Genomic DNA, 26,508 nt, shown 5'->3' on the forward strand with positions numbered 1-26,508 from the left:
TCTACTATTACTATACAACAAAATAAAAAAATAATAAAAAAAGCCCGGCTGGGCTTAGTAAATATCAATTGACTGGACGGTGCCATTATGGGCGTTTAGTCTAACGGTGTGTCCGTCACTTGTTTTTAGGTAGTAGATTTTAATTGAGGCTGTCTTGTTGTTTTTGTCTTCTATGAGCTCTTTAGGGAAGGCTTTTTTAATATCATAGATAGAATCTTCTAGCTTAATTCCCATAATCTCAAAGTCTCTATTGTTATTTATGACAGAAGCGGTTAGCTCTTTTATTGGAGCGTTCTCGATTTTTTCTTTGTCTTCACTAAGGTCATAGATGGCTTCTAGGAGATAAAACTCCCTGTAGACTTCATTGTTAATCCCGTCTGTAAACCAGGTTGGTTTGGGATCAAAAGAATCCCCAACCCTTGAGATGGTTGCAACGATATGGTTATCTTTTTCTTTTAAATCATAAGTAAAACCATGTTTGGTAAAATCTTTAAGGCTAAGAGGAAATTTATAAAGTTCTCCTTCTATAATGAAGGACGCATCTCTCTTAAATTTTGTGGAATAGCCCTTATCTGGTGTTGTGGTTTCATAGGGATTTTTTGTAGGCTCCAAGGCTTTTTCTGTTGTAAGCAAGATTGGATAGGCAAGGGCCATAATCAAATTTAAGATGCCAATAAGGAGGATGCCGTTTCTAAAATTTTTATTAACCCCATCTACGATGGCAAGGATGGCACCTAGGGTGCCAAGGATGGCGCAGAGAATGCAGGCTAATTTGAGGGGCCTATCAAAACCCAAAAAATTTATATATGAATATCTAAAGATAAAACAAAGGGCAAGGACGCTAAGGCCTATTAGCAAGGAGCCTATATAAAATTTTTTCTTATCAATATATCTCATTTGTTTTTCCTCTTGACTTCTGAAATCTTCACTATATTTTACACTTACCTTAAAAAAATTACAAATACGTGATATAATTATAATAGGTAAGTGGGTGTATTAAATTTCCTACTTAAATTTGTGCTTAATGAACTTAAGGGGGACATATGTTCGATTTTAAAAAAGCAAAAGAAAGAGTTGATGAGGTAATAAATCCTACCCATTTAATTTATTCGGAGGTATTTTCAGATTCATCTAATAATAACGTATACATAAAACCAGAAAACCTTCAAAAAACTGGTTCTTTTAAGTTAAGGGGAGCCTACAATAAATTATCAAAACTTGATAAAGAGTCGGCTGATAAGGGAATTATCACAGCTTCTGCCGGCAACCACGCCCAAGGGGTAGCTTTTTCTGCTCAAAAACTTGGCATGAAGGCTGTTATTTGTATGCCAGAGCATACTCCGATGATTAAGGTGGATGGCACTTTAAAATACGGCGCTGAAGTAGTTTTGCATGGGGCAAGCTTTGATGAATGCAAAGACCACGCTCTAAAACTTGCCGAAGAAAAAGGCTATACCTTTATCCCTCCCTTTGATGACCTAGACGTTATCGAAGGCCAGGGCACAATCGGCCTTGAAATTGTAGAAGAGCTTAAGTATGTGGATTATGTTTTAGTGCCAGTTGGGGGTGGTGGTCTCATCTCAGGTGTGGCAAAATGTTTGAAACAAATTTCACCTCTTATTAAGGTGATAGGCGTTGAGCCATATTCTGCAAGGAGTATGAAAGAAGCAGTGAAACTTGGCCATATTGTAACCCTTGAAGGGGTTGATACCATAGCTGATGGTACTGCTGTTGCCACAGTTGGCAAGCTAAATTATGAAATCTGCAAGGATAATGTTGACGACTGGATAACAGTAACTGATGAAGAAATCCTTATGGCCTTTATAAAATTAATTGAAAAACATAAATTAATTGCAGAGCCATCTGGTATCCTACCATTAGCAGCTCTTGATAAGCTAAATTTCTTTAATAAAAACGTAGTTTGCGTAGTTTCTGGTGGAAATATCGACATGTCATTCATTTCTCAACTAATTGATAGGGGACTTTATGAAACAGGACGTATCACAAGGATTGAAGTTGAGCTTCCAAATATACCAGGCAAACTCCAAGCACTCTTAACAGAAATTGCCGAAACCAAGGCCAATGTAATTTCAATCGAACACGATGGTTTCAAGGAAGCAAGCAGGTTTAAAAACATAAACGTTGAGCTAACTTTAGAAACAAATGGCAAGGATCATGCAAATAAAATTAGAGAAGTAATAGCCAAGAAGGGATATATAATACATTGATAAAACTAAGCGATTTAGTTAGGAAAATAGAATATTTAGACGTTAAGCACGGAGCAGATTTTAAGGTCAGAGCAGTGACCAACAATTCTTTGAAAGTAGGAGAGGGCTTTATTTTTGTGGCAGTCAAGGGGTCTATTTTTGATGGACACAAGTATATTGACGAGGCCATAAAAAAAGGTGCTAAGGCAGTTGTCCACACAGAAGATGTTGAATATAGGGAAGATATCACTTATATAAGAGTTTTTGACCCTAGGCAGACTTTGGCAGAAATTTCAAATCTAATCACAGACTTTCCATCAGAAAAATTATCGGTAATCGGTGTTACAGGCACAAATGGCAAGACTACTACATCAAAACTAATCGCCTATCTGATTGAAAAAGTTTTTGGACCTTGTGCCAATATCGGCACTGACGGAGCAAATGTGGGTGGGGAGATAATTGAAACTTCAAACACAACTCCAGATATAACTGAAATTAATCGAATCTTAGAAAAATGTGTAGAAAAGGGAATTAAATATGTAACCCTAGAGGCTTCAAGCCATGGTCTAGTCCAAAAAAGACTTGCTGGAGTTCGTTTTAAGGTGGGGATTTTTAACAACCTTTCAACCGAACACCTTGACTACCACAAGACTATGGACGCATATTTTAAGGCAAAGATGATTCTTTTTGAAAATTCTGAAATTACAATTGCAAATATAGATGATCCTTGGGGCAAGAAGGCTGTAGAACTTTTCCCAACCACCCTAAGCTTTGGCAAGGACGAAAAAGCCAACATCAGGGCAACCGACATTAGTAAAACCGACAAGGGGATTTCTTTTAAGATTGATGGCGTGGATTTTTTCATAAGAACAATCGCAGACTTCGAGTTAAATAATTACCTAGCTGCAATATCCACCCTAAAGAGCTTGGGAGCAAGTTTGACAGAGCTAAGTGAAGTAATAACTGATTTTCCAGGAGTAGGCTCTAGGTTTGAATATATAGAAAATGATAAGGGCCTAAATATAATCGTAGACTTTGCCCACACACCAAGGGCCTTTGAGGAAATTTTCAAATCCCTACCAAGGGATAAGAAAAAAATTGCAGTTTTTGGTATCCAGGGTGACAGGAATCCTGAGTTTAGGAACTTAATTGGAAAGACTGTTTCAGATTACGGAATTTATGCAATAGTAACTACAGATGATCCAAAATTTGACACATACGAGAATATTTCAAAGGATATAGTAGCTGGCATGGCAGAAAATTATGGGGCCTACACCCTAATTAAAGATAGGAAAGAGGCCATCGAAGCAGGACTTAGGATGGCAAAGCCAGGTGATTATGTGCTTTTCATGGGCAAGGGCGAGGAAAATTTCATAAAATTACATGGCAATGAAAAAACTCCTTGGAATGAAAAAGCGACTATTAGAGAGACTTTGGAAAAAATATGAAAACTGTGTTGATAGGTGGGGGTGTGGCAGGACTATTTTTTGCCAATCTCTACGATGGCGACCTGATTATTGTTGAAAAAAATGAAGTTGCTGGAAGGAAACTCCTTGCTACAGGCAATGGCAGGTGCAATTTTACAAATCTGAACCTATCGCTAGATAAGTTTAATTCTTCTGGCAAAGATTTTTATAAGGCGGCCCTTAAAAAATATGACAATTTTGATTTGATAAATTTTTTAAATGACCTTGGGATTTTGACAACTTCCTTCCCTTCAGGTAGGTGCTATCCGCAAACCTTAAGTGCCAAGACAATTAGGGATATTTTGTACTTAAACGCCAAGGCTAAGTTTATTTTTGAAAGTGAAGTAAAAGGCATTGACTTTAAAAACCATCTGGTAATCACTGACAAATCAAAAATTTATTACGACAACCTAGTCATAGCAAGTGGTGGGATTAGTCTTCCAGGTTCTGGGTCAGATGGGAAAATGCTTGACATCCTAAGGCCATTTCACAAGGTCACAAGGCTAAGCTATGGGATTACAAATTACAAGACAGCAAATCCCCTATCAAAAAAAGCCAAGGGGGTGAGGGTAAGTGCAAGGGCACGTCTTTTTGTGGATGGCAAATTTATCGAGGAATCCACCGATGACGTGATTTTCCAAGCCTATGGTCTTACAGGCACAGCTATTCTTGACCTTTCAAACCATATTTCATATGCCCTCCTAGATAAAAAAGAGGTTTGGGTGTCACTTGATTTATTAGAAGCCTATCCAGAAGAAAAACTTGCCAGGATTATTAAAAATCTGGAAAGGAGAAATCCAAATAAAACCATTGAAGAAATTTTAATGGGTTTTTTGCACGCAAAACTTATAATAGATGTCCTAAATAGGGTAAAATTAAAAAGTAAGATGAAGGTCGGCGATATGAGTGATGAAATGATTGCAAATCTTATCATGACAATCAAGGATTTGAAATTTAAGGTTACGACTATAAATGATGAGGAAAATGCTCAGGTGACAATTGGTGGCATTGATACAGATTTTGTAGATCCTAACACTTTTGAATCGAAAATCATCACGCACCTTTACTTCATAGGCGAAGTCCTTGATGTGGACGGGGCTTGTGGAGGCTATAATATCCAATGGGCCTATTCGTCAGCCAAGGCGTGTGCAGAAGGCCTATTAGCCAAAAACAGAGAGGAAATAAATGTTAAAAATAAATAGAAAGTTAAGAGAAATGAGAGATAATGGCGAAAGCATTAAGCTTGCGATCATCGGTTGTGGCAAGATGGGTGGTTCACTTATTAGCCAATTATCCAAACTTGACGCTATGGAAGTCAAATTAGTTGTAGATAGGAATCCAAGAAAGGCTATCAAGGCCTTGACCCAAGCTGGAATTTCTGAAGATAAAATAATCTACACAGATGATTACAATGAAGGTTACGAAGTTCTTGAAAAGGGCTATGTAGCAGTATCTACCAATTATAGACTTTCCTATAAATTATTGCAAATAAATGCTGTTGTGGATTGTACAGGAAACCCACCTTTTGGTGCAGTCATAGCTCGTAAAACTATCCAATACCACAAACACATGATAAGTTTTAATGTTGAGTGTGAAGCTACTGTTGGTCCTGTTCTTCACGACATGGCGAAAAAAGCAGGCGTAGTTTATACTGGTATTTTAGGAGATGAACCAGGAGCTATTATGGAACTTGTGGACAATGCTTACGGCATGGGTCTTGAAGTCCTAGTAGCTGCTAAGGGCAAAAATAATCCACTAAATAATTACGCTACCAATGAAGAATTAGAAGCAGAAGCAAATTCTAAAAAATTATCACCAAGGATGCTAACAAGCTTTGTAGATGGGACAAACACCATGATAGAGCTAAACTCTGTATGTAATGCTATAGGATTTTTGCCAGATACCTTTGGTTGCCATGGCATTACCACAAGTCCTGATAAGGTTGTGGAAGACTTTAAGCTAAAAAGAGATGGGGGAATTTTAAATTCATATGGAGTTGTGGATTTTTCTCCAGGCATGGCACCAGGCGTCTTTATAATCGTAACAAGTGATCAAGAAGATGTAAGAGATTTGATGAAATTTTTAGGATTTGGCGATGGTCCAAACTATTTGCTTTACAGACCTTACCACCTAACAAGTCTTGAAGCACCTATTACAATTTTCAATGCAGTTGTTGAAAATGAGCCAACCATAGCGCCAATTCATGGTCAGGTGGCAGATACTGTAACAATTGCAAAAAGAGATATTAAAAAGGGTGAAAAATTAGACGGAATCGGCTCAAACAAGGTCTTTGGCAAACTAACTAGCCACGCAAGATCCCTAGAAGAAGACCTTCTACCAATAGGTCTAATCACTCCAAAAACTGAAGCAATTGTTGATATTCCAAAGGATACCGTAATAGATATGTCCATGGTGAAAATTGACGAAAAAGCTACAATCACAAGACTTAGAAGAAGACAAAATTCTATGAAACTATAAAATCAAATCAAATTAAAAACCACAGGTTAAGAACCTGTGGTTTTTTAACGAAATTTTTACATTATTTTTATAGATTCTATAATATTTCCATGTATAATTTACTTAAGAATATGGGAAAACGTTAAAAATGGGAGGTCTTATGGAAAGTTTAATTGAAGTAAGAGGTCTTGTCAAAAAATACAAGGACCTAACAGCTGTTGACGGTCTTGATTTGGATGTAAAAAAAGGCCGTATTTTAGGTCTATTGGGACCAAATGGGTCGGGAAAATCGACAACAATTAACTGCATGCTAAGTCTTTTAAAGAAAGACGCTGGTAGTGTAAAAATTTACGGCAAGGAAATGAGTCCAGATGCCTATGATATAAAGAAAAAAATCGGGGTGGTTTTCCAAGACGTTGGCGTCTATGACGAGCTTTCTGTATACGAAAATATCGACTATTTTTGTGGTCTTTATATAAGGGATAAAAAGGAAAGAGAAAAGCTAATTCAGAGGACTTTGGACCTGGTTGGCCTAAATGACTTTGTAAAATTTAAGCCCAAAAAACTTTCAGGTGGTCTTCTAAGAAGGCTAAATATTGCCTGTGGCATTGCCCACAGACCCGATATAATAATCCTCGATGAGCCTACTGTGGCTGTTGACCCCCAATCTAGGAACAATATTTTGGAGGGAATTAAAAAATTAAACGAGGAAGGCTCTACCATTATTTATACATCCCATTATATGGATGAGGTCGATTTTTTGTGCGATGATATAGTTATAATCGATAAGGGCAAAGTCATTGCCAAGGGCACTTCAAATGAGCTTAAGGATATGATTCAAATTGGTGAAAAAATTTCATTTGAGGCGAACGATTTGACTGATGAGGTTAAAGAAAAGCTTAGAAATATGGACCATATCATAGATTTTGCCTACAAGGATGAAACTTGCAAGATGACTTTTTCTAAGGGAGAAGAAAATCTGATAAACCTTGTAAATATCCTAGCTAGTTTTAAAGTCACTTACAGGTCTATTAATGTTGAAAAACCAAGCCTAAATGATGTTTTCTTAGACCTTACAGGCAAGGATTTGAGGGACTAGTATGTTTTGGCATTCTTTTAAAAATACTTTTAAATTCCTCTTAAGGGAAAGGGCCATGGTCTTTTGGGCCTTGGTTTTTCCTATAATTTTGGGAATGTTTTTTAAACTGGCCTTTGGAGGCATAAGTGATAATAACAAATTTGACCCTATTGATATTGGGGTTAGCGAATTGGCCTTTAAGGATCAAAATTTTAAAAATTTCCTAGAAACTATGGAAGATGAGGATTATTTTAGGATTACAAAGGCAAAAGATGAGGGAATTTTAAATACAAATCCTGATGTCAGGGCCTATATAAAATCAAAGGATAAAATTATTACTAAAAAATCTGGCATCCAGGAAACTATTGTAGAGACAATTATAAATACCTATGTCCAAAAATCTGAAATGATAAAAAAGGCAATGGAAAAAAATCCTCATACCGATATATCAAAACTTTTAAATGTCGAAAACCACATTAAAGATGAGTCTAGGAAAAATATGGATCCGATTAATGCCTTTTTTTACACTTTGATAGGCATGACTACCATTTACGGCTATATGTGGGGACTTTACGTAATCTACCAATACGAGGCAAATTTGTCAGTAAATGCCAAGAGAAATGCAGTTGCACCTATAAAAAAATCGGTGAGCCTATTGGCATCTGTCCTTGTTTCTTGGCTTATAAATTTCATAATCACCATGGTATTTATTTTCTACCTTGATAGGGCTCTTGGAGTTGATTTCGGGGATAGAAAGCCGCTTTTGATACTTCTATGTTTGGTTTCATCTCTAACTGGGGTTGCCTTTGGGATTTTTATAGGAGTTTCAAACAAGAAAAATATTGAATTTAAAATAAATCTTGGAATTGCAATTACCATGCTAATGAGTTTTCTATCGGGAATGATGATTTCAAGTATGAAAGTCATTGTTCAAGAGAATTTCCCAATCCTAGGCAAAATCAATCCTGTGGCTGTGGTCACAGATGCGATTTATTCTTTATATTACTACGATTCTACATCTAGGTTTTATGAAAATCTTGGTCTTTTAATGCTAATTAGTGCTGTATTCTTGGTTGGATCTTTGTTTTTTATGAGGGGTAAGGAATATGAGAGTCTTTAAAAATTATTTTAAAATAGCCATGGCCCACAAGGTCGCGATAATTTTATACACCCTAATTTTTCTTGCCATTCTAAGTTTTTCAACCAAGTCTGATAAGAATGCTTTCTATACAAATGTAAGGCCCAATATCTATTTGAAAGATGAGGCAAAGACTGATTTATCAAAGGGACTATATGATTATTTGGATAAGAAAGCTGTGATTAAGAAGATGGACGAAGACCTAGTTGAAGATAAGCTTTTTTATCAGATAATAAGCGCAAGTCTTGTTATACCAAAAGATTTTGACCAAACAAGGAAGGTGAATTTTAAACAGGCACCTGATGATATGTATGGAATGGCTGTTAAAGAGCATGTAAACCAGTACCTAAGCCAGGTTGATGCCTATGAGAAAGTTGGTTTTGCTACAAATGAAGCTATTAAATACACAAATAAAGATTTGGCAAAACAGGTCGATGTCAAGATAAAAAGCAAAATAGATTTAGCTAAGGAAGATAATTCGGTATTTTATTTCAATTTCATTAATTATCTAATCCTAGCCCAGGTACTTTTGATTGTGTCAACCATAGTCAGTGTTTATAAAAAGAAAAGCCTAGCCATGAGAAATGCTGTAAGTCCAATGCCAAGGGCTAGGATGAATCTGGAATTGATTTTAGGCCACATAAGCACAGGGCTTATAGTGTGGGCCCTATATATTTTATTATTTGTTATCCTCTACAAATATGACTTCTCTGCTGCCCACATAAATTTAATGATGGTAAATTCTTTGGTTTTCACAATCAGTGTAGTGACCATGGCAGTTTTCATTTCAAGCCTAATATCAAATGAAAACACCATTCAAGGTGTTATGCAAGTAGTGTCCTTGGGATCATCATTTTTGTGCGGGGCCTTTGTACCTCAAGCCCTACTTTCAAAAACAGCTCTGACACTAGGAAAAATTTTCCCATCCTATTACTATATTAAAAATAATGAGATGGTCTTAGAAAACCCTAGCTTTGGAACAATCCTGCCAAACATAGGAATAATGCTAGCCTTCTCTTTAGTCTTTATCCTTATAAGTATGGGAATGAAAACAAAAGTAAAGGACAAAATTTCATAAAATATTCCTCGCCTAGGTGCGGGGGATTTTTTTGGGTAAAAATATAATATTAATAGAAATGAGGAAGATATGGTAGAGAAAAAAGAGCTATATTCAAAATATTTAGAAAGGGAAGTGACTTATACTTTTATAGAGGACAGAGGTTCAGATATATTTTTGTATTTTTTTGATGGTGCCAATCTCTATGACAAGAAGGAATCCTTTATGGGAGAAATTTGGGCGCTTGATAAGGCCGTAGAAAAAATTGGACTTAGGGCAAATCTTGTTGGAATATACTGTGCTGAGGGCGAAGAAGGCAGGGCAAGAACAAATGAATATTCGCCTTTTAAAAATTTTGCTAATAAAGAAACTAATGCAAAACTAAATCCTAAAGGGATTTTGACTGGTAAATTTATTGTAGAAGAACTACTTCCTCTTGTAGAAAAAAATAAAAAAACCTCATCAAGGCTCATCGGAGGATCTTCAATGGGCGGAATTATGAGCCTATATATGGGAAGTGCTTATCCAGAATATTTTGATAAGGTTCTGGCCATGTCAACTCATTTTATCCTAGAGCCTGTCGGAATGGGCGAGTTTTTAGCAAAATATGATTCCAAAAATAATCAAAAAATATATCTAGATACAGGCACGAAAGAATTTGATGATGAAATCACCCAAAAATCTTATGTTTCTTTGTCAAAAATGGCCTATGGATTTTTGAAAGACAAGTTAGATATAAAGTATGTCGTAGACCAAGGGGCTATTCATAATGAAAAATATTGGCAAAAAAGATTGCCAGACGCCTTGAAATTTTTATTGTTCACTTAATTGAGTTGAGCGAACGAAAGAGAGCGAAACAAAAAACCACCTGCTATGCAGGTGGAGGGACTTAGCTTTAGCTTCAAGCACCAAGAAAACCTCCTTAAAGTATAATTGTGATAATCACATGCACAATTAAACAAGGAGGTTAAAACTTGGACAAGAATAGTTTATCACATACCAAGTGGAGATGCAAATACCACATAGTTTTTGCACCAAAATATAGAAGACAATCGATTTGACTTGGTCTAGGATTGCTTTAATTAATAATTTCATATCATTCTATTTAACATATTTTTTTATTAATAATAAACTATATTTTGTATGAGTATATATCTCCATTATAATAAGTTACTGTATATTCAGTCTTTTCTTCAATATTATTGTAATTTGCTGTCATTATGGTTTTACTTACAAATAAAGCTGTGTTATCCAGTTTTAATAAATACTCTTGTTCCTTATTTGGTATAGCTGCAGAAAATTCCATCTGAGAATCTACAATTTCAAACCCTAATGAATGTAAATAATCGTATAAGGATGAATCTAAAGCTGATAAGTTAAAATCACTTATATTTTTAGCTGAAATATAACTTTCGCTAATTGCAATTGGACTACCATTTCCAAATCTAAGCCTTTTAAAATAATGAATGTTATCATTATCATCTAATTCAAGAATTTTTTTTACATTTTCATTTTTTTTCGCTTTAATAAGGCAATAAGCTAGTAACTTAGAAGATGCTACGAGTCCATTATTAGTCATATCCTCAGTAAAACTAATTGATAGATTATTTATTTCCTTTTTTATTGGCCTGTGTTTAACAAAACTTCCAATTCCTGGTTTTCTGTAGATTAGATTTCTATTTGCTAGGTTATTTATGGCTTTATTTATCGTCATTCTGCTAAAACCAAATTTTTTAATTAGTTCTTCCTCAGTATTTATCTGATCTCCGGCCTTTAATAAATTTTTATTTATCTGATTTTCTATGTAATCTTCAATAATTTTGTATTTTGGTTTACTCAAATTTTCTCCTTGTAGATATTAAATTTATGCAGTTATAAAATGTATATACATTTAGCAAATACAAATTGAACCTGCACTTTTTAAAAAAAGTAACATTTAATCATTAATTTATTTTAAAGATTCATTGATTTAATGATAATAAAGTTATTATATATAACATTACTTAATCTATTATGGGCAAAACTTTTCATATAAAAGCGGTATAAAACATTATACAAATGAATTAAATAAATTTAAATTTTGTTAATATCCTTCACTATACATGATTAAACCTCAAAATTAAATTAGAACAACTAAAAAGTATTGCGAATTTTATAGAATAAAAGAAATAACTGTTGACATTTGTATATACATATTATATAATTGATTATACAAATAGCGCGTTATTGTAAGGAGGAATTATGACAATTGCATTAATGAGAGTTGATAATAGGTTATTGCATGGTCAAGTAGCGATTAGTTGGTCAAACCATCTTGGGATTAATACCATACTAATAGCTAATGATGAGGTTAAGAACGACAAAACAAAGGCGATGATTTATGATTTGGCAAAACCAGCCAATACAAGACTCTATGTGAGGGGCTTAGAAGAATCTTGTGATATAGTTGAAAAATTTAAAGATTCTCAAAAAAGCCATGTTTTAGTAATAGTTTCAAATATAAAGGATGCCTATTATTTAGCAAATGAATCAAAAGGATCAATACAGCATATAAATGTAGGAGGTTTGAATAAGGTGGATAATAAAGAAAAATTAAGTGAGAACGTATATCTAGATCAATACGAAATAGAGATGATTAAAGAATTGAAATCTAAGAATATAAAAGTTGAATTTAGGATGTTGCCACACGACAACGAAAAAAGTCTAGAAGATTTTAGTAAATAGGAGATTTTATGTTTATTCAAGCATTATTGATAGGAATTGTCTCTGGCATAGGAATTCTTGATGGAAGAATACTAGGACAACTTATGCTAGATAGGCCACTTGTTCTAGGAGCACTTGTTGGATTAATATTAGGTGACTTAAAGTCAGGAATAATTATAGGGGCACAATTAGAGCTTATTTGGATGGGGGTTGCTGGTATTGGCGCTGCAACTCCTCCAGATATTGTTACCGGAGGAGTTTTAGGAACTGCTTTTGCTATTATTTCTGGTAAGGGAGCTGAAATAGCCCTAGCTGTTGCAGTACCTATATCAGTATTAGCACAATCGCTAGGTGTACTTGTAAGAATAATAAATGCATACTACAGTCATAAAGCTGACCGATATGCTATTGAGAGAAATTATAAAGGATTAGCACTTTGTATGTGGATACCTGCTTTCTTATTTTTCTTAAGCACTTTCCTACCAACATTTTTAGCTATGCTATTAGGAGCCGAGCATGTAAGCGCCTTTATTAACTCAATTCCAAAAGTTGTATTAGATGGATTATCAGTAGCTGGAAAATTACTGCCTGCTATAGGATTTGCCCTATTAATGGATATGTTATGGTCTAAGAAAGTTGCTCCATTCTTCTTTGTTGGATTTCTATTAGCGTCATACTTTAATGTAAACATCACTGGTATAGCATTAATTATTGCAGCAATTGCAATGATAATAGAATTCTATATAAAAGATGATAAACAAGCAGTAGTTGTATCAGATAATTTAGTGGAAGGAGATATAGATTTTGAATAATAAGGTTAATAAAAAAGATCTTAATAAAGTATTTTGGAGATCATTTGCTCTACAGGGCGCATTTAATTATGAACGTATGCAGAATATTGGATATATGTACTCTATGTTACCAGTTATAAAAAGAGTATATAAAGACAATGATGTTGAAGAAACAAGAGCTATACAAAGACACTTAGAAATATTTAATACTACTCCTGCTGTTTCACCATTTATTATGGGTGTGTCAGCTGCAATGGAACAAGAAAATTCAATAAATTCAGATTTTAATGAAGAATCTATCAATGCTGTCAAAGCATCTTTAATGGGACCTCTTGCAGGTATAGGAGATTCTATATTTTGGGGGACATTAAGAGTTATAGCAGCTGGAATTGGAATATCATTTGCCAGCCAAGGAAATATAGTTGGACCTCTAATCTTTTTGCTACTTTATAATATTCCACATATATTAGTTAGGGTTTTTGGTTTAAAATTTGGTTTTGATTTGGGAGTCAATTCTCTTGAAAAAATTCACAAAAATGGAGTCATGGATAAACTTATGTCTGTTGCAAGCATCATTGGATTGACAGTAGTTGGTGCAATGGTAGCTACAATGTTAGATATTAATACTCCTTTATCATGGAATATTAGTGGAGCAGATGTCGTAGTTCAAGACATATTAGATCAAATTTTACCAAATCTTTTGGCACTAGTAGTTACATTTTTGACATTTAAATCTATTAAAAAACACAGTGTTGCAAAAATAACTGTATTTATGCTAATTGGCGGAATGATTTTACATTTTATTGGAATTATTTAGGGGAAGAAAAATGAAAATTATTGAATATATAAAAGAAACACCGAAATATTTAAATCATATAATTGACCAATCAGAGTCAACTTTTGAATCAGTGGCTGAGCTAGATTTTGATGAGCTATATATAACTGGTTCCGGTACAAGTTTTAATGCTGCATTGGATGTAAAATATTATATTCAAAAAATTCTCAATAAAAAGGTTGTTGTATTAAATACTTTTGATATAGATGATTTAAAATTTGGTGATGAGAAAAAAATACTAATTGGAATATCACAAAGTGGAAGTAGTTATTCTACTCTCCAAGCATTAAAAATTGCAAATAAAATGGGAATAACTACAGCATCAATGACTGGTGAAGAAACTTCTATTATTGATGATGAAGCATCTTATAATTATCAAATAAAATGCGGTGAAGAAAAAGCTGGAGCTAAGACAAAGGGATATTTTTGCACTAAGCTAAATTTAATATTATTTGCATTAATATATGGAAAGACTCACGACATCATTGGTGAAGATGTATTCGATGGAGAAGTCAATAATTTAAGAGAAGACTTCGAAAAAATAGAAATAAATATTGAAAATTCTTTAAATTGGGTTGAATTAAATAAGGATAAATTTAAAGAAATAAAAGAGATAAAAGTTGTTAGTGCTTATAATCAATATGGAGACGTTGAAGAATCTGCTTTAAAATTATTAGAAGCTATGAGAATACCGGTTAGTGGATACGAAATGGAGCAGTTCATTCATGGAATTTATAATAGCACAAACAGTGAAACTAATGTCTTTATATTAGATGATGGTTCAGAAGAAAGGTTTGATAATTTAAAAAAGGTATTACAACAATGGACTGAACAAGTTTATATAATTTCAGAAAAAGAAAATGCTGATTTTAAAATTATTAACTCCAAAAATTCTAGTTCAAAACATTTCAGTTATATAATTCCTATTTGGGTAATTTGTGCTGAAATACCCGAATTAAAAGGAATAAATCCAGAGATTCCTCTAGATCCGAAATTCCATATTAAAATGAATAGTAAAAAATTATCATAGCTTAAGATTGCATATAGTTTATCTTATATAGATTCAATCATTAGGATAAATATATTTTAAAGAAAATAAATAGTGTTGGTAAAAGAAAGATGAATTTTGCCAACACTATTTTTTTGAAAAAGATTTGAAATTTAATATTGTATATCTAAGATCCTAAATATTAATAGCATATTTATATTAGTATTTATTTTAATTCAAATTCTTCATCTCATCAAAGGGGTAAACTCTGTAAATTGCCCTGCCTAGGAAATTAGTTTCGTGGACTGGGCCGAATTTTCTTGAGTCGTTTGATTTTGGCCTGTTATCGCCCACCATGAAGTACTCATCGTAGCCTAGGAACCACTGATTTTCACCCTTACTTTCAGTAAAATCTCCTGTTGTGTAATATGGTTCGTCAAGTTCATCACCATTTATATAAAACATTCCATCCTTAAGGTCGACTTGGTCTCCTGGCATGCCGATTATTCTTTTTACATAAAGTTTATTTTCTGTTGGGCTATGAAAGATTATCACATCCCCACGCTTATATTTGTGGGTGATATTTCTCGAGATTTTTTCAACCACAACCAGGTCATCAGTAAAGAGGGTATTTTCCATAGAATGTCCCGAAATGCGGGTAAGGTCTATTATGAAAAACTTTATGAAAAATGTAATCAAAAGGGCAATGGCAATGGTCTTCACCCAGTCTAAGATTTCTTTTAATATTTTTTTGATTTTTGATTCTGTCATATTTTTTATTTAACACTTACATAGGCAAGTAAAAATGTTAAATGTCCCCCAATTTATCACTAATAAATAACTAATTAAAGTAATTATAGCATATAAATAAGCTTTTTACAAAAATATATATTTATAATTTTGATTCGCAAGATCTTAGTTAATTTCAAATAAAAAAGCCAGCGCCATTTGGCACTGACCTTTATTCTTATAGACCGAATATTTCCCCACCGAGTTTGGTTTCTTTTGGGTCTATTCCTTCAAAGACTATTTTTTTAACGTCCATTTGGTATTTGATATCTCCCCAAAGGATGCCACCTACAAATTTATCGCTATTTTTAAATAATTTGTAGATTTTTTCTCCGTCTTCTTTTTTGACTTCTTCTATGCCATCACCTGCGTTTTGGCCTGCTGAAAATAGCTTGATGTCGCCTAGCATGAGGGTTGAGAATGGTTTTGGTTTCTCGTACAATTTATTATCACCAGTCATGTTTGCGCCGGCAATCTTACCCATTTCCATAGATGCTGTCCAAAGACCTATTGAGAAGTTTCCTATTTGAGCAACGTCGCCTGCAGCGTAGATGTCCTCATTTTCTACTTGTAGGTTTTCGCCAACAAGGATGCCCCTGTCTGTGGCAAGGCCTGAATTTTTAGCAATATCAATATTTGCCCTAATACCTGCTTGGATCATGATAGCATCAGCTTCTAATTCTGTGCCGTCAGTTAGTTTTAGACCGCAAACAGCGCCGTCTTTTACTAGGATTTCTTCGCTAAACTTGCCTGTTAGGGTCTTCATGCCCATATCATTTAGGGCTTTTTCTAATTTTTGTGATAAGTCCTTGTCAAGTTGGCGAGCTAGTAGGTAGTCGAAGGCTTCAACTATGGTAATTTCAATACCTAATTGAGAAATTGAGTTTGCTGCTTCAAGGCCTAGGATACCACCACCGATGATTATTAGTTTCTTTTTGTTGGCTAGGTAGGCTTTGAAGTTTTTGAGGTCTTCTGAGCTTCTTATAGCAAATACTCCCTTAGCATCAGCGTTTTTGATAGGTGGCACAAAGGCGCGAGATCCGGTTGCTATTAAAAGCTTGCCGTATTCAAATTCTTCACCATCTTTGCTTATTACTTTTTTATTTTCTTTGTCAATTTTTTCGGCATGGGTGTTTAGTTTTACTTCGATTTTTCTTTCCCCATACCAAGTTTCTTTTTTTACAAGAATTTCTTCATCTGTATAGTCTTTGGCAATTAATTCTGAAAGACGAGTCCTCCAATATGTATGGCCATTTTCATCAGTGAGTATCAAAATAGAGCCTTTGTCGTCGTTTTTTCTAATTTCTTCAGCTGCTGAAAGACCACAGATTCCGTTTCCTATAATTAAATAATCGTACATTTTTTATCCTTCCTGTCTATTAGTTAAGAATATTATATCACTTTGAAAGTCGCTTTCCAATCCTAAAGCCAGCTTTCCTTATTAAGGTATAATGTTTGTATGAGAAAAGCAGGAATTAAGGATATTAAAAAAATAGAAAAAATAATAGATAAGGCTAAAAAATCTTTGAAAAAAGATGGGATTGATCAGTGGCAGATTGAATCAATGAATGAAAAATTTTTGCTAGGGCAAATTGAAACTGGCAAGGCTTATGTTTTTGGAAATGAAGAGGAGATTCTTGCATATTGTTTTTTGTCAGACGAGAAGGAAGAGGCATATAAGGTTTGGGAAGGTGACTTTGAAGGAAAAAATCCTCTTACAATTCACACATTTGCTGTAGATACTGCCGCTACCCAAAGGGGAATTGCTACAAAATTTTTTATTGCCATCATAAGGCATGCCGAAAAAAATTCTTTCGATGCCTTAAGGATTGATACCCACGAGGATAATTTCAAGATGCGTGGTCTAATCAATAAATTAGGTTTTAGGAAAATTGGGCAAATTTTCATCGACGAGGAAGGGGTAAAAAAGCCTAGGATTTGCTATGAGAGATTGTTATGATAAATGAAAGTCAAAGGATAATTATAGAAAAGGCCAGGACGCCTGCTGCTGTTATTGCAGGGCCAGGCACAGGAAAGACCTATACAATTGTAAAAAAAGTTATTTCTCTGATTAAAAACGAGGGTATAAGTCCCAATAGGATTTTGCTTACTACCTTCACCAAAAAAGCTGCTAGCGAGCTTCAAACTAGGATTATTTCTGAATTCAAAGCCGAGGGGATTAAGACTGAACTTAAGGATATGATGATTGGAAATTTCCACTCTCTTGCTCTTGATTTTCTTGAAAAATACCCATCACTTAATAGGCCTTTTTTGGATTCCAAGGTAATTGACCAAGTCCTTGAGGGATACTTGATAGAAAAAAATCTGGCACGTTATAAAAATATCGAAGACTATGAAAAATACATCACCTATAACCACTCCTGGTCCATCAAGGGAATTTATGAGGAAATTACCAACAAGCTTATGGATGTGGACAAGCTTTTAAAGTCTGAAAATCCAAGGGAAGTCTTCGCTGGAAAAATTTTTAAAACTCACGAAAGGCTCCTTAAAGAAAACAACCTAATTAATTTCCAGATGATCCTGAGGGATTTTTACCTGCTTCTAAAAGACCCTGTAAGGGGCGAGGAAATTCGTAAAGGCATTGATTTTGTAATTGTTGACGAATACCAAGATACAAATTATATCCAACAGGAAATTGCCTTTAACCTGGTCAGAGATAAGGAAATCATGGTTTTTGGCGATGATGACCAGTCCTTATATTCTTTTAGGGGGGCAGATCCTAGAAACCTTACAGAATTTTCTGATAATTTTTTCAAAAAGAAGGGTCACAAGGCCTACACCTATAAACTAGACATAAATTATAGGTCCAACCAAGCTATTATAGAAAAGTCATTGAAGTGGCTTGATAACAAAGATTATGCTGGTGAAAATAAAAAAACTTTGAGGTCTGTCGACAAGGAAAAAAATCCAAACACAATCGTAAGGGCCAGGGCAAATGAATTAAAAAACCTTGCAACAATAATAAGGATTTTAAAACAGGATATAAATCTCGGCCAGATTGCCTTTTTATTCCCGTCTTTAAACCACGCTTATGTGTCAAAACTTCAAGCTTATTTTGAAAAGGCTGGCATCAGGGTTTTGAATAAAAAATCTTCTGAATTTTTTAGGCGAGATGAGATAAGGGGTTTTATTTACCTTATCATGAACCTTGCTGAAATTAAAACTTTCTATGAGGACCCATCCACAATTTATGGAGCCTTTGCAAAAAATAAGGCCAAGTATAAAAATTATTTATATTATTTGACCAGGGATGAGATTTTCAAGGAAGATAAGGAAATCCAAAATTTTATAGCTAGTGAAAAGGAAAATAATCTTCCCCTAACAAGTTTGTTTTATAAGGCGATGGGCCTTGAATATTTTAGGAAATTTTTAATAATGGATGAAGAAGACCTTGATGGGGCCAGGGTACTTGGCAATATTTCAACGATGATAAACCTTGCCAAGGACTTTGATGAAATTTTTAAAAATGAAAATCCTAAGGACCACTATAAGGAATTTATAAATTCTTATTTAGAATACCTCTTTGTTTCAAGAGCTATAGAAGAATATGCAAATATTGACAGTCACAAGGATGCAGTTAACTTTATGACCATCCACCAGGCCAAGGGCTTAGAGTTTGAAGTTGTCTTTATATCTGGTCTTTTCGATTCTCCAAAGCCTGCTAAACCAGGATTTTTAGAAAAGCCTGACCCAAATGATTTTTCTTATGTAAAAGATTTTTATAGGAAGTATTATACAGGTTTTACCAGGGCAAAAAATCTCTTGGTCCTCCTTGATAATAGTGAAGATTATAAGCTAAGTAAGTTCTCAGAATCTTTCCCAAGAACCTCTCTCCTAAAGAGCCTTGCCTTTGAAAGGAGCGAGGAAAAGAAGGAAAAGAAAGTCCTTGCCTACACTACAGACATAGAAGTCTTTAAGACTTGCTCTTTAAAATATAGGTTTGTAAGAAAACTTAATTTTAGGTCGCTAAATACAAGGGCTCTAAGCTTTGGTACCAACACTCACAAGCTTGCAGAATACTATGCGCTCTTGCCGAAAGATAAAGCAAAGCTTTTAGATTTTCTAGAAAATAATCCTGAATATCAGGAACCTATCGAAAATTTTATCAAGAGAGATTTTAAAATCACAGGTGTTGAGACAAATTATAAACTCGATAGAAATTTTTACATCCTCCAAGGTAAGGTCGATATAAGTCTTGAGGATGGGTCAATCCTAGATATAAAAACTGGATCTTATAATGAAGATTTTATCTCAGCCTACAAGGGCCAACTTATGACCTACCGTCATTTAATTTTAGGCAACCACCATCCTTTAAATAAAATGTACTTATATTTTATTGAAGAAGACAGGCTCATAGAAATTGAAGTAACAGATTTTGATATCAATGAGATCGATAAAATTGCAAGGATGATTGATAGAAACATTGGCTACAGGCGAACTGACGATGTCGAAGCCTGCAAATTTTGCCAGATGAAATATTTTTGCAAGAGAAATTGAAAGTCATCTACTATGTAATACAATATAGATAGGAGGGCCTATGATAGATACACAAATGTTAAAGGGGCTTATTGACGGAATAATCCTCCATATAATAAAAAACAAGGAAACTTATGGCTACGAAATCATAGAAGAACTTAAGTTAAATGGGTTTTATAATATGACAGAAGGCACGGTTTATCCAATACTCACCAGGCTAATTAAAAAGGGTTTAATCTTGGGCATTTTTAAGGAATCGACCAAGGGCCCTAAGAGAAAATATTATTATATTACTGACAAGGGCAGGGATTATTTGAAAGGTTTTTACAAGTCCTATGAGAGTCTAAAGGCTGCCATGGACAATGTTTTAGAAAAGGGAAATAAATGAGAGTAGATAAGATGATAGGAAATACTGGTCTTGATACCAGGAAAAATATAAAAAGAAATGCCAAAAAAGGGGCGCTGGTAATAAATGGCGAAATAGTAAAAGATTCTTCAGTTAAGGTAGATCCTCTTGTAGACGAAGTATTTTACATGGGCCACTTTGTAGAATATATAGAAAATCTCTACCTAATCCTAAACAAGCCATCAGGAGTTTTATCTGCTACTCAAGATGCTGAAGAAACAGTAATCGACCTCTTAGATGATTTTTATAAAAATTACGACTTATCCATAGCAGGCAGGCTTGATAAGGACACAACAGGTCTAATAATTTTGTCGACAGACGGGAAATTTATCCATAAGATAACCAGCCCAAATTCACATATCACAAAAACCTATGAGGTCAAAACCCGCGATCCTATCGCAGAAAATTTGAAAGAAGAATTTAAAAAGGGAGTCTACATCAAAGAAGACGATTACACAGCAAGACCAGCAGAACTAACAATAACTGGCGAGAAGGAAGCTATTGTAAAAGTCACAGAAGGCAAATACCACTTAGTAAAGAGACTATTTTCTAATCTTGGAAATGAGGTGGTTGGCTTAAAGAGAACTGCTATTGGCAAACTTGTTTTAGATCCATATCTAAAAGAAGGAGACTACAGAGAACTAACTGAAGCCGAACTAGAACTTTTTGATTTTTAAAATTTGATTTATGAAAACACTTGCAAAAATTGCCTGAGTGTGATAACATAAATTTGTATTATTAATATTTAGAGAAGCGGGCTTGATTAATTTTGGGCTCGTTTTATGCGTTTTGGGAGGGATATGTTGAATATTAGAGAAATCTTGTATGAAAATCCAGTGATTATGGCGATTAAAGATGGTAAAGACTTGAGGGAATGCCTGAAGGAAGAGTATATAGACAACAAGGTTGTTTTTGTACTCTTTGGAAATATAGAAACAATTCCTACCATAGTTAAGAAATTAAAAAATAAGGATAAAATTGTTTTTGTTCATGAAAACCTAGTAGAAGGATTATCGTCTTCACACTATTCTCCTAACTTTATCAAAAAATATACGGACGCTGATGGTATTATTACTACTAGGGCACAAAATATTTACGAAGCAAGGAGGCTGGGTCTTAGCACAGTCTTTAGGTTTTTTATACTTGATAGCCTTTCTTATGAGAGTATCAAGGAGACAATAAAGAGCACTTCTGCTGATCTATTTGAGGTTTTGCCAGGCATTATGCCCCAGATAATAGGGGAAATTGCAAGCTGGAGCCAGGTGCCACTAATAGCTGGAGGTCTTATTAGAGATAAGGCAGATGCTATGGGGGCGATAGGTGCAGGAGCGATTGGAGTTTCATCATCAAATACAAAAATTTGGAAAATGTGAGGATTTATTATGACTAAATACATAATGGCACTAGATGCCGGAACAACAAGCAATAGAGCGATAATTTTTAATAAAAAGGGCGAGATTATGTCAGTTGCCCAAAAAGAATTCACACAATTTTTCCCTCATCCAGGTTGGGTAGAACATGATGCGACAGAAATCTGGTCAACTCAATTGGGTGTGTGCACAGAAGCTATGGCAAAACTTGGTCTTACAGCTTGTGATATAGAGGCTATTGGTATTACCAACCAAAGAGAAACTACCATAGTTTGGGAAAAAGCCACTGGCAAGCCTGTTTACAATGCTATTGTTTGGCAGTGTAGGAGAACAGCTGATATGGCAGATAAACTTGTTGCTGACGGCCATAGAGGACTTATCCAAGATAAGACAGGACTTGTTGTAGACCCATATTTTTCTGCGACAAAGATTAGGTGGATTCTTGACAATATAGAAAATGGTCAAGAGAGGGCTGAAAATGGCGAGCTTTTGTTTGGTACTGTTGATACTTGGTTGGTTTATAATTTGACCCGCGGCAAGGTACACGTAACAGACTATTCAAATGCTTCAAGAACAATGATTTTTAATATCCATACCCTAGAGTGGGATGATGAACTTCTAGCTATGTTAAATATTCCAAAATGTATGCTACCAGATGTCAAACCATCTTCTTATGTTTATGGAACAACCTTCCCTGGCTACTTTGATGGAGAAATCAAAATCGCAGGTATAGCTGGTGACCAACAAGCAGCCTTATTCGGGCAAACTTGTTTTGAAAAGGGAGATGCTAAAAATACTTACGGTACAGGTGCCTTCCTCCTAATGAATACTGGCAAAGAGGCTGTTAAGTCAGAAAACGGACTTGTCACAACAATTGCATGGGGCCTTGAGGAAGGAAAGGTTGACTACGCTCTTGAAGGTTCAATTTTCGTTGCAGGCTCTGCCATCCAATGGCTAAGAGATCAACTAAGGATAGTTGATGCTGCTGATGATACAGAATATATGGCAACAAAGGTCAATGATACTAATGGGTGTTATGTAGTTCCTGCCTTCACAGGTCTGGGTGCCCCATATTGGGACCCATATGCTAGGGGCTCTATCGTCGGTCTAACTCGAGGCACAAATAAATACCACATAGTAAGGGCAACCCTAGAATCCCTTGCCTATCTAACAAATGATGTACTAGCGTCAATGGAAAGAGATGCTGGTCATCCACTTCATGAGCTAAAAGTAGACGGTGGTGCAAGTGCAAATAACTTTTTGATGCAATTTCAAGCTGACATGATCCAAAGCAAGGTAGAAAGACCAAAAACATTAGAAACAACAGCCTTGGGCGCATCTTATCTGGCAGGTCTTGCCACTGGATTTTACAAAGATAAGGACGAAATTAAAGCCTACAGACTTGTAGATAAAACTTTTGAGCCATCTATTTCTAGGGACGAAAGAGATAAGAAAGATAGAAATTGGCAAAGAGCCATTGCTAGGTCTTTTGACTGGGCTAAGCACTACGAAGAATAGTATTGATTGAAAATTAAATTCATAGTATAATTAAGATAAGTAAATAATAATAGAGATAAGCGAGTAAAAGTGACCCTACTTTTGTTCGCTTTTTTTTATTTTACATAAGGAGTTAAAATGTTTGATGTAATAATAATTGGTGGAGGGGTTATAGGAGCTTCAGTAGCAGCCCATCTTTCAAAGAAAAAGGGAAGATTTTTATTACTTGAAAAAAACGAAGACGTTTGTACAGAAACAAGTAAGGCGAATTCTGGCATCTGCCATGGTGGTTACGATGCAGAGCCGGGAAGCTTAAAGGCAAAATTTAATGTCGAGGGTAACCACATGATGGATGAGGAAAGCAAGCTTTTTGCCTTTCCTTACAAAAAAATTGGCACCCTTGTTTTATGCCACGATGAAAAAGATATGCCAAACCTTCAAAAACTATACGATTACGGTATAGCAAATGGGGTTACTGGCATGAAAATTTTAAATAGGGAAGAGACCTTAGCCCTTGAGAAAAATATTACAGACGATGTGGTTGCCTCTTTATATTGTGCAGAGGCTGGAATTTTAGACCCATTTTTGATGACTATTGCCTATGCCGAAGTTTCAAATATAAATGGTGTGGACTATAAGTTTAATACTAAGGTAGAGAAAATTGAGAAAAAAGACGACCACTGGATCCTACATACTAATGATGGAGACTTTGAAACAAAGGCTGTGATTAACTGCGCAGGTGTATATTCAGATGAGCTCCACAATCAAATATCTGATAAAAAATACGAAATCAAAGCCAGACGTGGGGAATATTTGCTCTTAGATAAGGAGACAGCAGGTTTTGTAAACCATGTTATGTTTAACCTCCCTTCTGATAAGGGCAAGGGCATCCTTGTAAGTCCAACTATTGATAACAACACCCTTGTTGGACCTACTTCAGACTTTGTTGACGATAAAAATGACAGAAGATCAACAAGAGAAAGACTTGAAGAAGTTGTAGAAAAATCAAACCACACTGTAAAAAACGTGCCAGTTAGGATGGTAATTACATCTTTTTCTGGAAACAGAGCCCACGAAGTTGGTGGCGACTTCATTCTTGAAGAAAGCAAGGATGGCTTCTTTGACTGCGTTGGTATAGAATCTCCTGGACTTACTTCATCTCCAGCTATCGGAAAATATATGGCAGAGCTTGTGGCTGATAAATACGACTTTGCTGATAATAAAGAATTTACCTATGACAGACATCCTATTCCAAAAACAAGTGAAATGAGCCTTGAAGAACATTCAGCCTTGATTAAGAAAAATAAACTTTACGGCAAAATCATTTGCAGGTGTGAATCTGTTACTGAGGGAGAAATCGTAGATGCAATCAATAGGCCACTTGGCGCAAGGACTGTAGATGGTATCAAAAGACGTGTAAGGGCCAGCGCTGGCAGGTGCCAGGGTGGATTCTGTTTGCCACATTTAATGGAAATCTTAGCCCGCGAACTCGGCGAAGATATGTCAGAAGTTGTTAAAAACTCAAAAGATTCTTACTATGTAGACGGAAGAGTGAAGTAGGAGAAAGAGATGAAAAATTATGATTTAGTAGTAGTAGGTGGCGGTCCTGCAGGACTTGCAGCAGCAGCCAAGGCCTATGATTGTGGTATAAAAAACGTCTTGATTGTTGAAAGAGATAAAAAACTTGGAGGCATCCTCAACCAATGTATCCACAATGGTTTTGGCCTTCACAGGTTTAAGGAAGAATTAACTGGTCCAGAATATGCGGGAAGGTTTGAAGACGAAGTAGCTAAACGCGATATAGACGTGATGCTAAATACAATTGTTGTTGACTTTAGTTCTGATAAGACCCTCACCCTTATGAACGAAGAAAATGGAATGTTTCAAATTAGACCTAAGGCAGTAATTCTTGCCATGGGTTGCAGGGAAAGACCAAGAGGAGCCCTAAACATTCCAGGAAGCCGTCCAGCAGGTGTATATTCAGCAGGTACTGCTCAAAAATTAGTCAATATTGATGGCTTTATGCCTGGCAAAAAAATCGTAATCTTAGGTTCTGGAGACATCGGTCTAATAATGGCAAGACGTATGACCCTAGAGGGTGCAGAAGTAAAATGTGTTGCAGAAATCATGCCATATTCTGGAGGCCTAAAGAGAAATATTGTCCAATGCCTAAATGACTTTGATATTCCACTTTATTTTTCAACAACAATTTCAGATATAGAAGGAACTGACAGGGTAAAGGGAGTTTACCTATCCAAGGTAGACGAAAACATGAAAGTTATTCCAGGCACAGAAAAATATGTAGAATGCGATGCTATTCTACTTTCAGTAGGCCTTATTCCTGAAAATGAACTCAGTAGGGATGCTCAAATCAAAATGGATCCTAGAACCAAGGGAGCAGAAGTATCTGACAGGATGATGACCTCAATAGATGGTGTATTTGCAGCAGGCAACGTCCTTCACGTTCACGACCTAGTTGACTATGTAACAGAAAAAGTGAACTTGCTGGAGAAAATGCCGCAGCCTATATCAAAGATGAATTTAATTCGGAAAATGAAAAGAAAATCCACCTCACACCAGGCAATGGCGTAACCTATACAGTACCTCAGTACATAGCTCCTGGCTCAATGAGAGATGAAGTTGTAATTAGGTTTAGGGTAAATAATATCTATCAAAAATCAAGGCTAGTCCTTGAAGTGGATGGCAAGGAAGTTGCCCAAAAGAGAAAGATAGTCTTTGCTCCAGGTGAGATGGAGGACTTGGTTCTTAAGAAAAGCGATTTGAATGAAAATAGCGAAAAAATAGAAGTGAGGTTGGAGAGCTTATGATTAAAGAATTAACTTGTATAAATTGCCCTCTAGGATGCACAGTAAGCGTTACAGTAGAAGATGGACAAATCACAAACATAACTGGCAACACCTGCAAGAGAGGCGAGATTTATGCTAAAAATGAGCTAACAAACCCAGTTAGAACTGTGACATCAACAGCTAGGGTGGATGGTGCAAAGGAGTATCTTGTATCTGTTAAAACTGAACAAGCTATTCCAAAGGGAAAAATAATGGAAGTCATGAAAGAAATCAATAAGGCCCATATTAGTGCACCAGTAAAAATTGGCGACTGCCTCATAGAAAATGTTGCAGGCACTGGAGTTAGGGTAATAGCAACATCAAAGGCAAGTTAGGTTTATTTTGCCAAAGCCTTCATAAATAGAAAATAATTTTAGTATAAT

The 26,508-nt window shown here is 35.3% G+C and carries 24 protein-coding genes and 2 pseudogenes; 22 read left to right on the plus strand and 4 right to left on the minus strand.

The window, feature by feature from the left end; genetic code table 11:
* Window positions 1-54 precede the first annotated feature (54 nt).
* The gene (locus tag HMPREF0072_RS05100) at window positions 55-897 is read right to left on the minus strand and encodes a hypothetical protein (protein WP_004827929.1); all 843 of its coding nucleotides are present in this window, start codon (window positions 895-897) and stop codon (window positions 55-57) included.
* A gap of 146 nt (window positions 898-1,043) precedes the next feature.
* On the opposite strand from HMPREF0072_RS05100, the gene ilvA reads away from it, so the two are divergent.
* The 9 genes and pseudogenes from ilvA to HMPREF0072_RS11980 all read left to right on the plus strand — a co-directional run.
* Window positions 1,044-2,228 carry a threonine ammonia-lyase gene (ilvA, locus tag HMPREF0072_RS05105; RefSeq protein WP_004827930.1) on the plus strand — a complete coding sequence of 395 codons (1,185 nt, stop codon included), beginning with the start codon at window positions 1,044-1,046 and terminating at the stop codon, window positions 2,226-2,228.
* Window positions 2,225-3,655, plus strand: coding sequence for a UDP-N-acetylmuramoyl-L-alanyl-D-glutamate--2,6-diaminopimelate ligase (locus tag HMPREF0072_RS05110; protein ID WP_004827933.1), 1,431 nt, complete (start codon window positions 2,225-2,227; stop codon window positions 3,653-3,655). Before ilvA ends, HMPREF0072_RS05110 begins: the two co-directional genes overlap by 4 nt.
* Entirely contained in the window at window positions 3,652-4,875 is a 1,224-nt protein-coding gene (locus HMPREF0072_RS05115) for an aminoacetone oxidase family FAD-binding enzyme (RefSeq protein WP_004827936.1), read from the plus strand. The genes HMPREF0072_RS05110 and HMPREF0072_RS05115 overlap by 4 nt, the downstream gene beginning before the upstream one ends.
* On the plus strand, window positions 4,859-6,151 hold the full coding sequence (locus tag HMPREF0072_RS05120) for an NAD(P)H-dependent oxidoreductase (RefSeq protein WP_039931161.1): 1,293 nt from the start codon (window positions 4,859-4,861) through the stop codon (window positions 6,149-6,151). The genes HMPREF0072_RS05115 and HMPREF0072_RS05120 overlap by 17 nt, the downstream gene beginning before the upstream one ends.
* Before the next feature lie 139 nt (window positions 6,152-6,290).
* Window positions 6,291-7,229 (plus strand): ABC transporter ATP-binding protein, encoded by a 939-nt coding sequence (locus tag HMPREF0072_RS05125; RefSeq protein WP_039931162.1) that lies wholly within the window; start codon window positions 6,291-6,293, stop codon window positions 7,227-7,229.
* Between the two features lies 1 nt (window position 7,230).
* Complete coding sequence (locus tag HMPREF0072_RS05130) at window positions 7,231-8,328, plus strand: ABC transporter permease (protein ID WP_004827941.1); 1,098 nt, start codon at window positions 7,231-7,233, stop codon at window positions 8,326-8,328.
* Window positions 8,315-9,424 (plus strand): ABC transporter permease, encoded by a 1,110-nt coding sequence (locus tag HMPREF0072_RS05135; RefSeq protein WP_004827943.1) that lies wholly within the window; start codon window positions 8,315-8,317, stop codon window positions 9,422-9,424. The genes HMPREF0072_RS05130 and HMPREF0072_RS05135 overlap by 14 nt, the downstream gene beginning before the upstream one ends.
* A 69-nt stretch (window positions 9,425-9,493) precedes the next feature.
* On the plus strand, window positions 9,494-10,231 hold the full coding sequence (locus HMPREF0072_RS05140; RefSeq protein ID WP_004827945.1) for an alpha/beta hydrolase: 738 nt from the start codon (window positions 9,494-9,496) through the stop codon (window positions 10,229-10,231).
* 146 nt (window positions 10,232-10,377) lie between these two features.
* Window positions 10,378-10,461, plus strand: a pseudogene (locus HMPREF0072_RS11980) (IS200/IS605 family transposase); the annotation flags it as partial.
* Window positions 10,462-10,535: 74 nt separating this feature from the next.
* Here HMPREF0072_RS11980 and HMPREF0072_RS05145 read toward each other — a convergent pair.
* Window positions 10,536-11,243 (minus strand): GntR family transcriptional regulator, encoded by a 708-nt coding sequence (locus HMPREF0072_RS05145; protein ID WP_004827947.1) that lies wholly within the window; start codon window positions 11,241-11,243, stop codon window positions 10,536-10,538.
* A 401-nt stretch (window positions 11,244-11,644) separates the two neighbouring features.
* Here HMPREF0072_RS05145 and HMPREF0072_RS05150 point away from each other — a divergent pair, with 401 nt between their 5' ends.
* From HMPREF0072_RS05150 to HMPREF0072_RS05165, 4 genes are read left to right on the plus strand one after another with little or no spacing between them, the layout of a single operon-like run.
* Complete coding sequence (locus tag HMPREF0072_RS05150; protein WP_004827949.1) at window positions 11,645-12,127, plus strand: PTS sugar transporter subunit IIB; 483 nt, start codon at window positions 11,645-11,647, stop codon at window positions 12,125-12,127.
* An 8-nt stretch (window positions 12,128-12,135) separates the two neighbouring features.
* Window positions 12,136-12,918 (plus strand): PTS mannose/fructose/sorbose/N-acetylgalactosamine transporter subunit IIC, encoded by a 783-nt coding sequence (locus HMPREF0072_RS05155; protein ID WP_004827950.1) that lies wholly within the window; start codon window positions 12,136-12,138, stop codon window positions 12,916-12,918.
* Complete coding sequence (locus tag HMPREF0072_RS05160) at window positions 12,911-13,714, plus strand: PTS system mannose/fructose/sorbose family transporter subunit IID (RefSeq protein WP_004827953.1); 804 nt, start codon at window positions 12,911-12,913, stop codon at window positions 13,712-13,714. Before HMPREF0072_RS05155 ends, HMPREF0072_RS05160 begins: the two co-directional genes overlap by 8 nt.
* A gap of 10 nt (window positions 13,715-13,724) precedes the next feature.
* Window positions 13,725-14,762, plus strand: coding sequence for an SIS domain-containing protein (locus HMPREF0072_RS05165; protein ID WP_039931164.1), 1,038 nt, complete (start codon window positions 13,725-13,727; stop codon window positions 14,760-14,762).
* Window positions 14,763-14,951: 189 nt separating this feature from the next.
* Here HMPREF0072_RS05165 and lepB read toward each other — a convergent pair whose 3' ends face one another.
* Entirely contained in the window at window positions 14,952-15,491 is a 540-nt protein-coding gene (gene lepB / locus HMPREF0072_RS05170) for a signal peptidase I (protein WP_004827956.1), read from the minus strand.
* Window positions 15,492-15,687: 196 nt separating this feature from the next.
* Window positions 15,688-16,869, minus strand: coding sequence for an NAD(P)/FAD-dependent oxidoreductase (locus HMPREF0072_RS05175; RefSeq protein WP_004827958.1), 1,182 nt, complete (start codon window positions 16,867-16,869; stop codon window positions 15,688-15,690).
* A 99-nt stretch (window positions 16,870-16,968) separates the two neighbouring features.
* Here HMPREF0072_RS05175 and HMPREF0072_RS05180 point away from each other — a divergent pair, with 99 nt between their 5' ends.
* The 9 genes and pseudogenes from HMPREF0072_RS05180 to HMPREF0072_RS05220 all read left to right on the plus strand — a co-directional run bounded on the left by HMPREF0072_RS05180 (window position 16,969) and on the right by HMPREF0072_RS05220 (window position 26,460).
* On the plus strand, window positions 16,969-17,469 hold the full coding sequence (locus HMPREF0072_RS05180; protein WP_004827960.1) for a GNAT family N-acetyltransferase: 501 nt from the start codon (window positions 16,969-16,971) through the stop codon (window positions 17,467-17,469).
* A complete protein-coding gene (locus tag HMPREF0072_RS05185; protein ID WP_004827963.1) occupies window positions 17,466-20,027 on the plus strand; it encodes an ATP-dependent DNA helicase in 2,562 nt (853 codons plus the stop codon). The genes HMPREF0072_RS05180 and HMPREF0072_RS05185 overlap by 4 nt, the downstream gene beginning before the upstream one ends.
* Window positions 20,028-20,067: 40 nt before the next feature.
* A complete protein-coding gene (locus tag HMPREF0072_RS05190) occupies window positions 20,068-20,394 on the plus strand; it encodes a PadR family transcriptional regulator (RefSeq protein WP_004827966.1) in 327 nt (108 codons plus the stop codon).
* Window positions 20,391-21,089, plus strand: a complete 699-nt coding sequence (locus HMPREF0072_RS05195; protein WP_004827968.1) for a 16S rRNA pseudouridine(516) synthase — start codon at window positions 20,391-20,393, stop codon at window positions 21,087-21,089. Before HMPREF0072_RS05190 ends, HMPREF0072_RS05195 begins: the two co-directional genes overlap by 4 nt.
* A 123-nt stretch (window positions 21,090-21,212) precedes the next feature.
* Window positions 21,213-21,785, plus strand: a complete 573-nt coding sequence (locus HMPREF0072_RS05200; protein WP_037326963.1) for a glycerol-3-phosphate responsive antiterminator — start codon at window positions 21,213-21,215, stop codon at window positions 21,783-21,785.
* Between the two features lie 9 nt (window positions 21,786-21,794).
* Complete coding sequence (gene glpK, locus HMPREF0072_RS05205; protein ID WP_004827973.1) at window positions 21,795-23,300, plus strand: glycerol kinase GlpK; 1,506 nt, start codon at window positions 21,795-21,797, stop codon at window positions 23,298-23,300.
* Window positions 23,301-23,417: 117 nt separating this feature from the next.
* On the plus strand, window positions 23,418-24,839 hold the full coding sequence (locus HMPREF0072_RS05210; RefSeq protein WP_004827974.1) for an NAD(P)/FAD-dependent oxidoreductase: 1,422 nt from the start codon (window positions 23,418-23,420) through the stop codon (window positions 24,837-24,839).
* Window positions 24,840-24,848: 9 nt separating this feature from the next.
* A pseudogene (locus HMPREF0072_RS05215) lies at window positions 24,849-26,107 on the plus strand (NAD(P)/FAD-dependent oxidoreductase).
* Entirely contained in the window at window positions 26,104-26,460 is a 357-nt protein-coding gene (locus HMPREF0072_RS05220) for a DUF1667 domain-containing protein (protein ID WP_004827981.1), read from the plus strand. Before HMPREF0072_RS05215 ends, HMPREF0072_RS05220 begins: the two are co-directional and overlap by 4 nt.
* Window positions 26,461-26,508: the final 48 nt, after the last annotated feature.

It is taken from the genome of Anaerococcus lactolyticus ATCC 51172 (assembly GCF_000156575.1).
Classification (GTDB): domain Bacteria; phylum Bacillota; class Clostridia; order Tissierellales; family Peptoniphilaceae; genus Anaerococcus; species Anaerococcus lactolyticus.

Excerpts from the sequence above, each read along its gene's own strand:
- HMPREF0072_RS05140 (WP_004827945.1), top strand. The coding sequence starts at position 9,494 with ATGGTAGAGAAAAAAGAGCTATATTCAAAATATTTAGAAAGGGAAGTG.
- HMPREF0072_RS05195 (WP_004827968.1), top strand. The coding sequence starts at position 20,391 with ATGAGAGTAGATAAGATGATAGGAAATACTGGTCTTGATACCAGGAAA.
- HMPREF0072_RS05135 (WP_004827943.1), top strand. The coding sequence starts at position 8,315 with ATGAGAGTCTTTAAAAATTATTTTAAAATAGCCATGGCCCACAAGGTC.
- ilvA (WP_004827930.1), top strand. The coding sequence starts at position 1,044 with ATGTTCGATTTTAAAAAAGCAAAAGAAAGAGTTGATGAGGTAATAAAT.
- glpK (WP_004827973.1), top strand. The coding sequence starts at position 21,795 with ATGACTAAATACATAATGGCACTAGATGCCGGAACAACAAGCAATAGA.
- HMPREF0072_RS05220 (WP_004827981.1), top strand. The coding sequence starts at position 26,104 with ATGATTAAAGAATTAACTTGTATAAATTGCCCTCTAGGATGCACAGTA.
- HMPREF0072_RS05200 (WP_037326963.1), top strand. The coding sequence starts at position 21,213 with ATGTTGAATATTAGAGAAATCTTGTATGAAAATCCAGTGATTATGGCG.
- HMPREF0072_RS05180 (WP_004827960.1), top strand. The coding sequence starts at position 16,969 with ATGAGAAAAGCAGGAATTAAGGATATTAAAAAAATAGAAAAAATAATA.
- HMPREF0072_RS05120 (WP_039931161.1), top strand. The coding sequence starts at position 4,859 with ATGTTAAAAATAAATAGAAAGTTAAGAGAAATGAGAGATAATGGCGAA.
- HMPREF0072_RS05125 (WP_039931162.1), top strand. The coding sequence starts at position 6,291 with ATGGAAAGTTTAATTGAAGTAAGAGGTCTTGTCAAAAAATACAAGGAC.
- HMPREF0072_RS05150 (WP_004827949.1), top strand. The coding sequence starts at position 11,645 with ATGACAATTGCATTAATGAGAGTTGATAATAGGTTATTGCATGGTCAA.
- HMPREF0072_RS05165 (WP_039931164.1), top strand. The coding sequence starts at position 13,725 with ATGAAAATTATTGAATATATAAAAGAAACACCGAAATATTTAAATCAT.
- HMPREF0072_RS05185 (WP_004827963.1), top strand. The coding sequence starts at position 17,466 with ATGATAAATGAAAGTCAAAGGATAATTATAGAAAAGGCCAGGACGCCT.
- HMPREF0072_RS05115 (WP_004827936.1), top strand. The coding sequence starts at position 3,652 with ATGAAAACTGTGTTGATAGGTGGGGGTGTGGCAGGACTATTTTTTGCC.
- HMPREF0072_RS05155 (WP_004827950.1), top strand. The coding sequence starts at position 12,136 with ATGTTTATTCAAGCATTATTGATAGGAATTGTCTCTGGCATAGGAATT.
- HMPREF0072_RS05210 (WP_004827974.1), top strand. The coding sequence starts at position 23,418 with ATGTTTGATGTAATAATAATTGGTGGAGGGGTTATAGGAGCTTCAGTA.
- HMPREF0072_RS05130 (WP_004827941.1), top strand. The coding sequence starts at position 7,231 with ATGTTTTGGCATTCTTTTAAAAATACTTTTAAATTCCTCTTAAGGGAA.
- HMPREF0072_RS05175 (WP_004827958.1), bottom strand. The coding sequence starts at position 16,869 with ATGTACGATTATTTAATTATAGGAAACGGAATCTGTGGTCTTTCAGCA.
- lepB (WP_004827956.1), bottom strand. The coding sequence starts at position 15,491 with ATGACAGAATCAAAAATCAAAAAAATATTAAAAGAAATCTTAGACTGG.
- HMPREF0072_RS05100 (WP_004827929.1), bottom strand. The coding sequence starts at position 897 with ATGAGATATATTGATAAGAAAAAATTTTATATAGGCTCCTTGCTAATA.
- HMPREF0072_RS05190 (WP_004827966.1), top strand. The coding sequence starts at position 20,068 with ATGATAGATACACAAATGTTAAAGGGGCTTATTGACGGAATAATCCTC.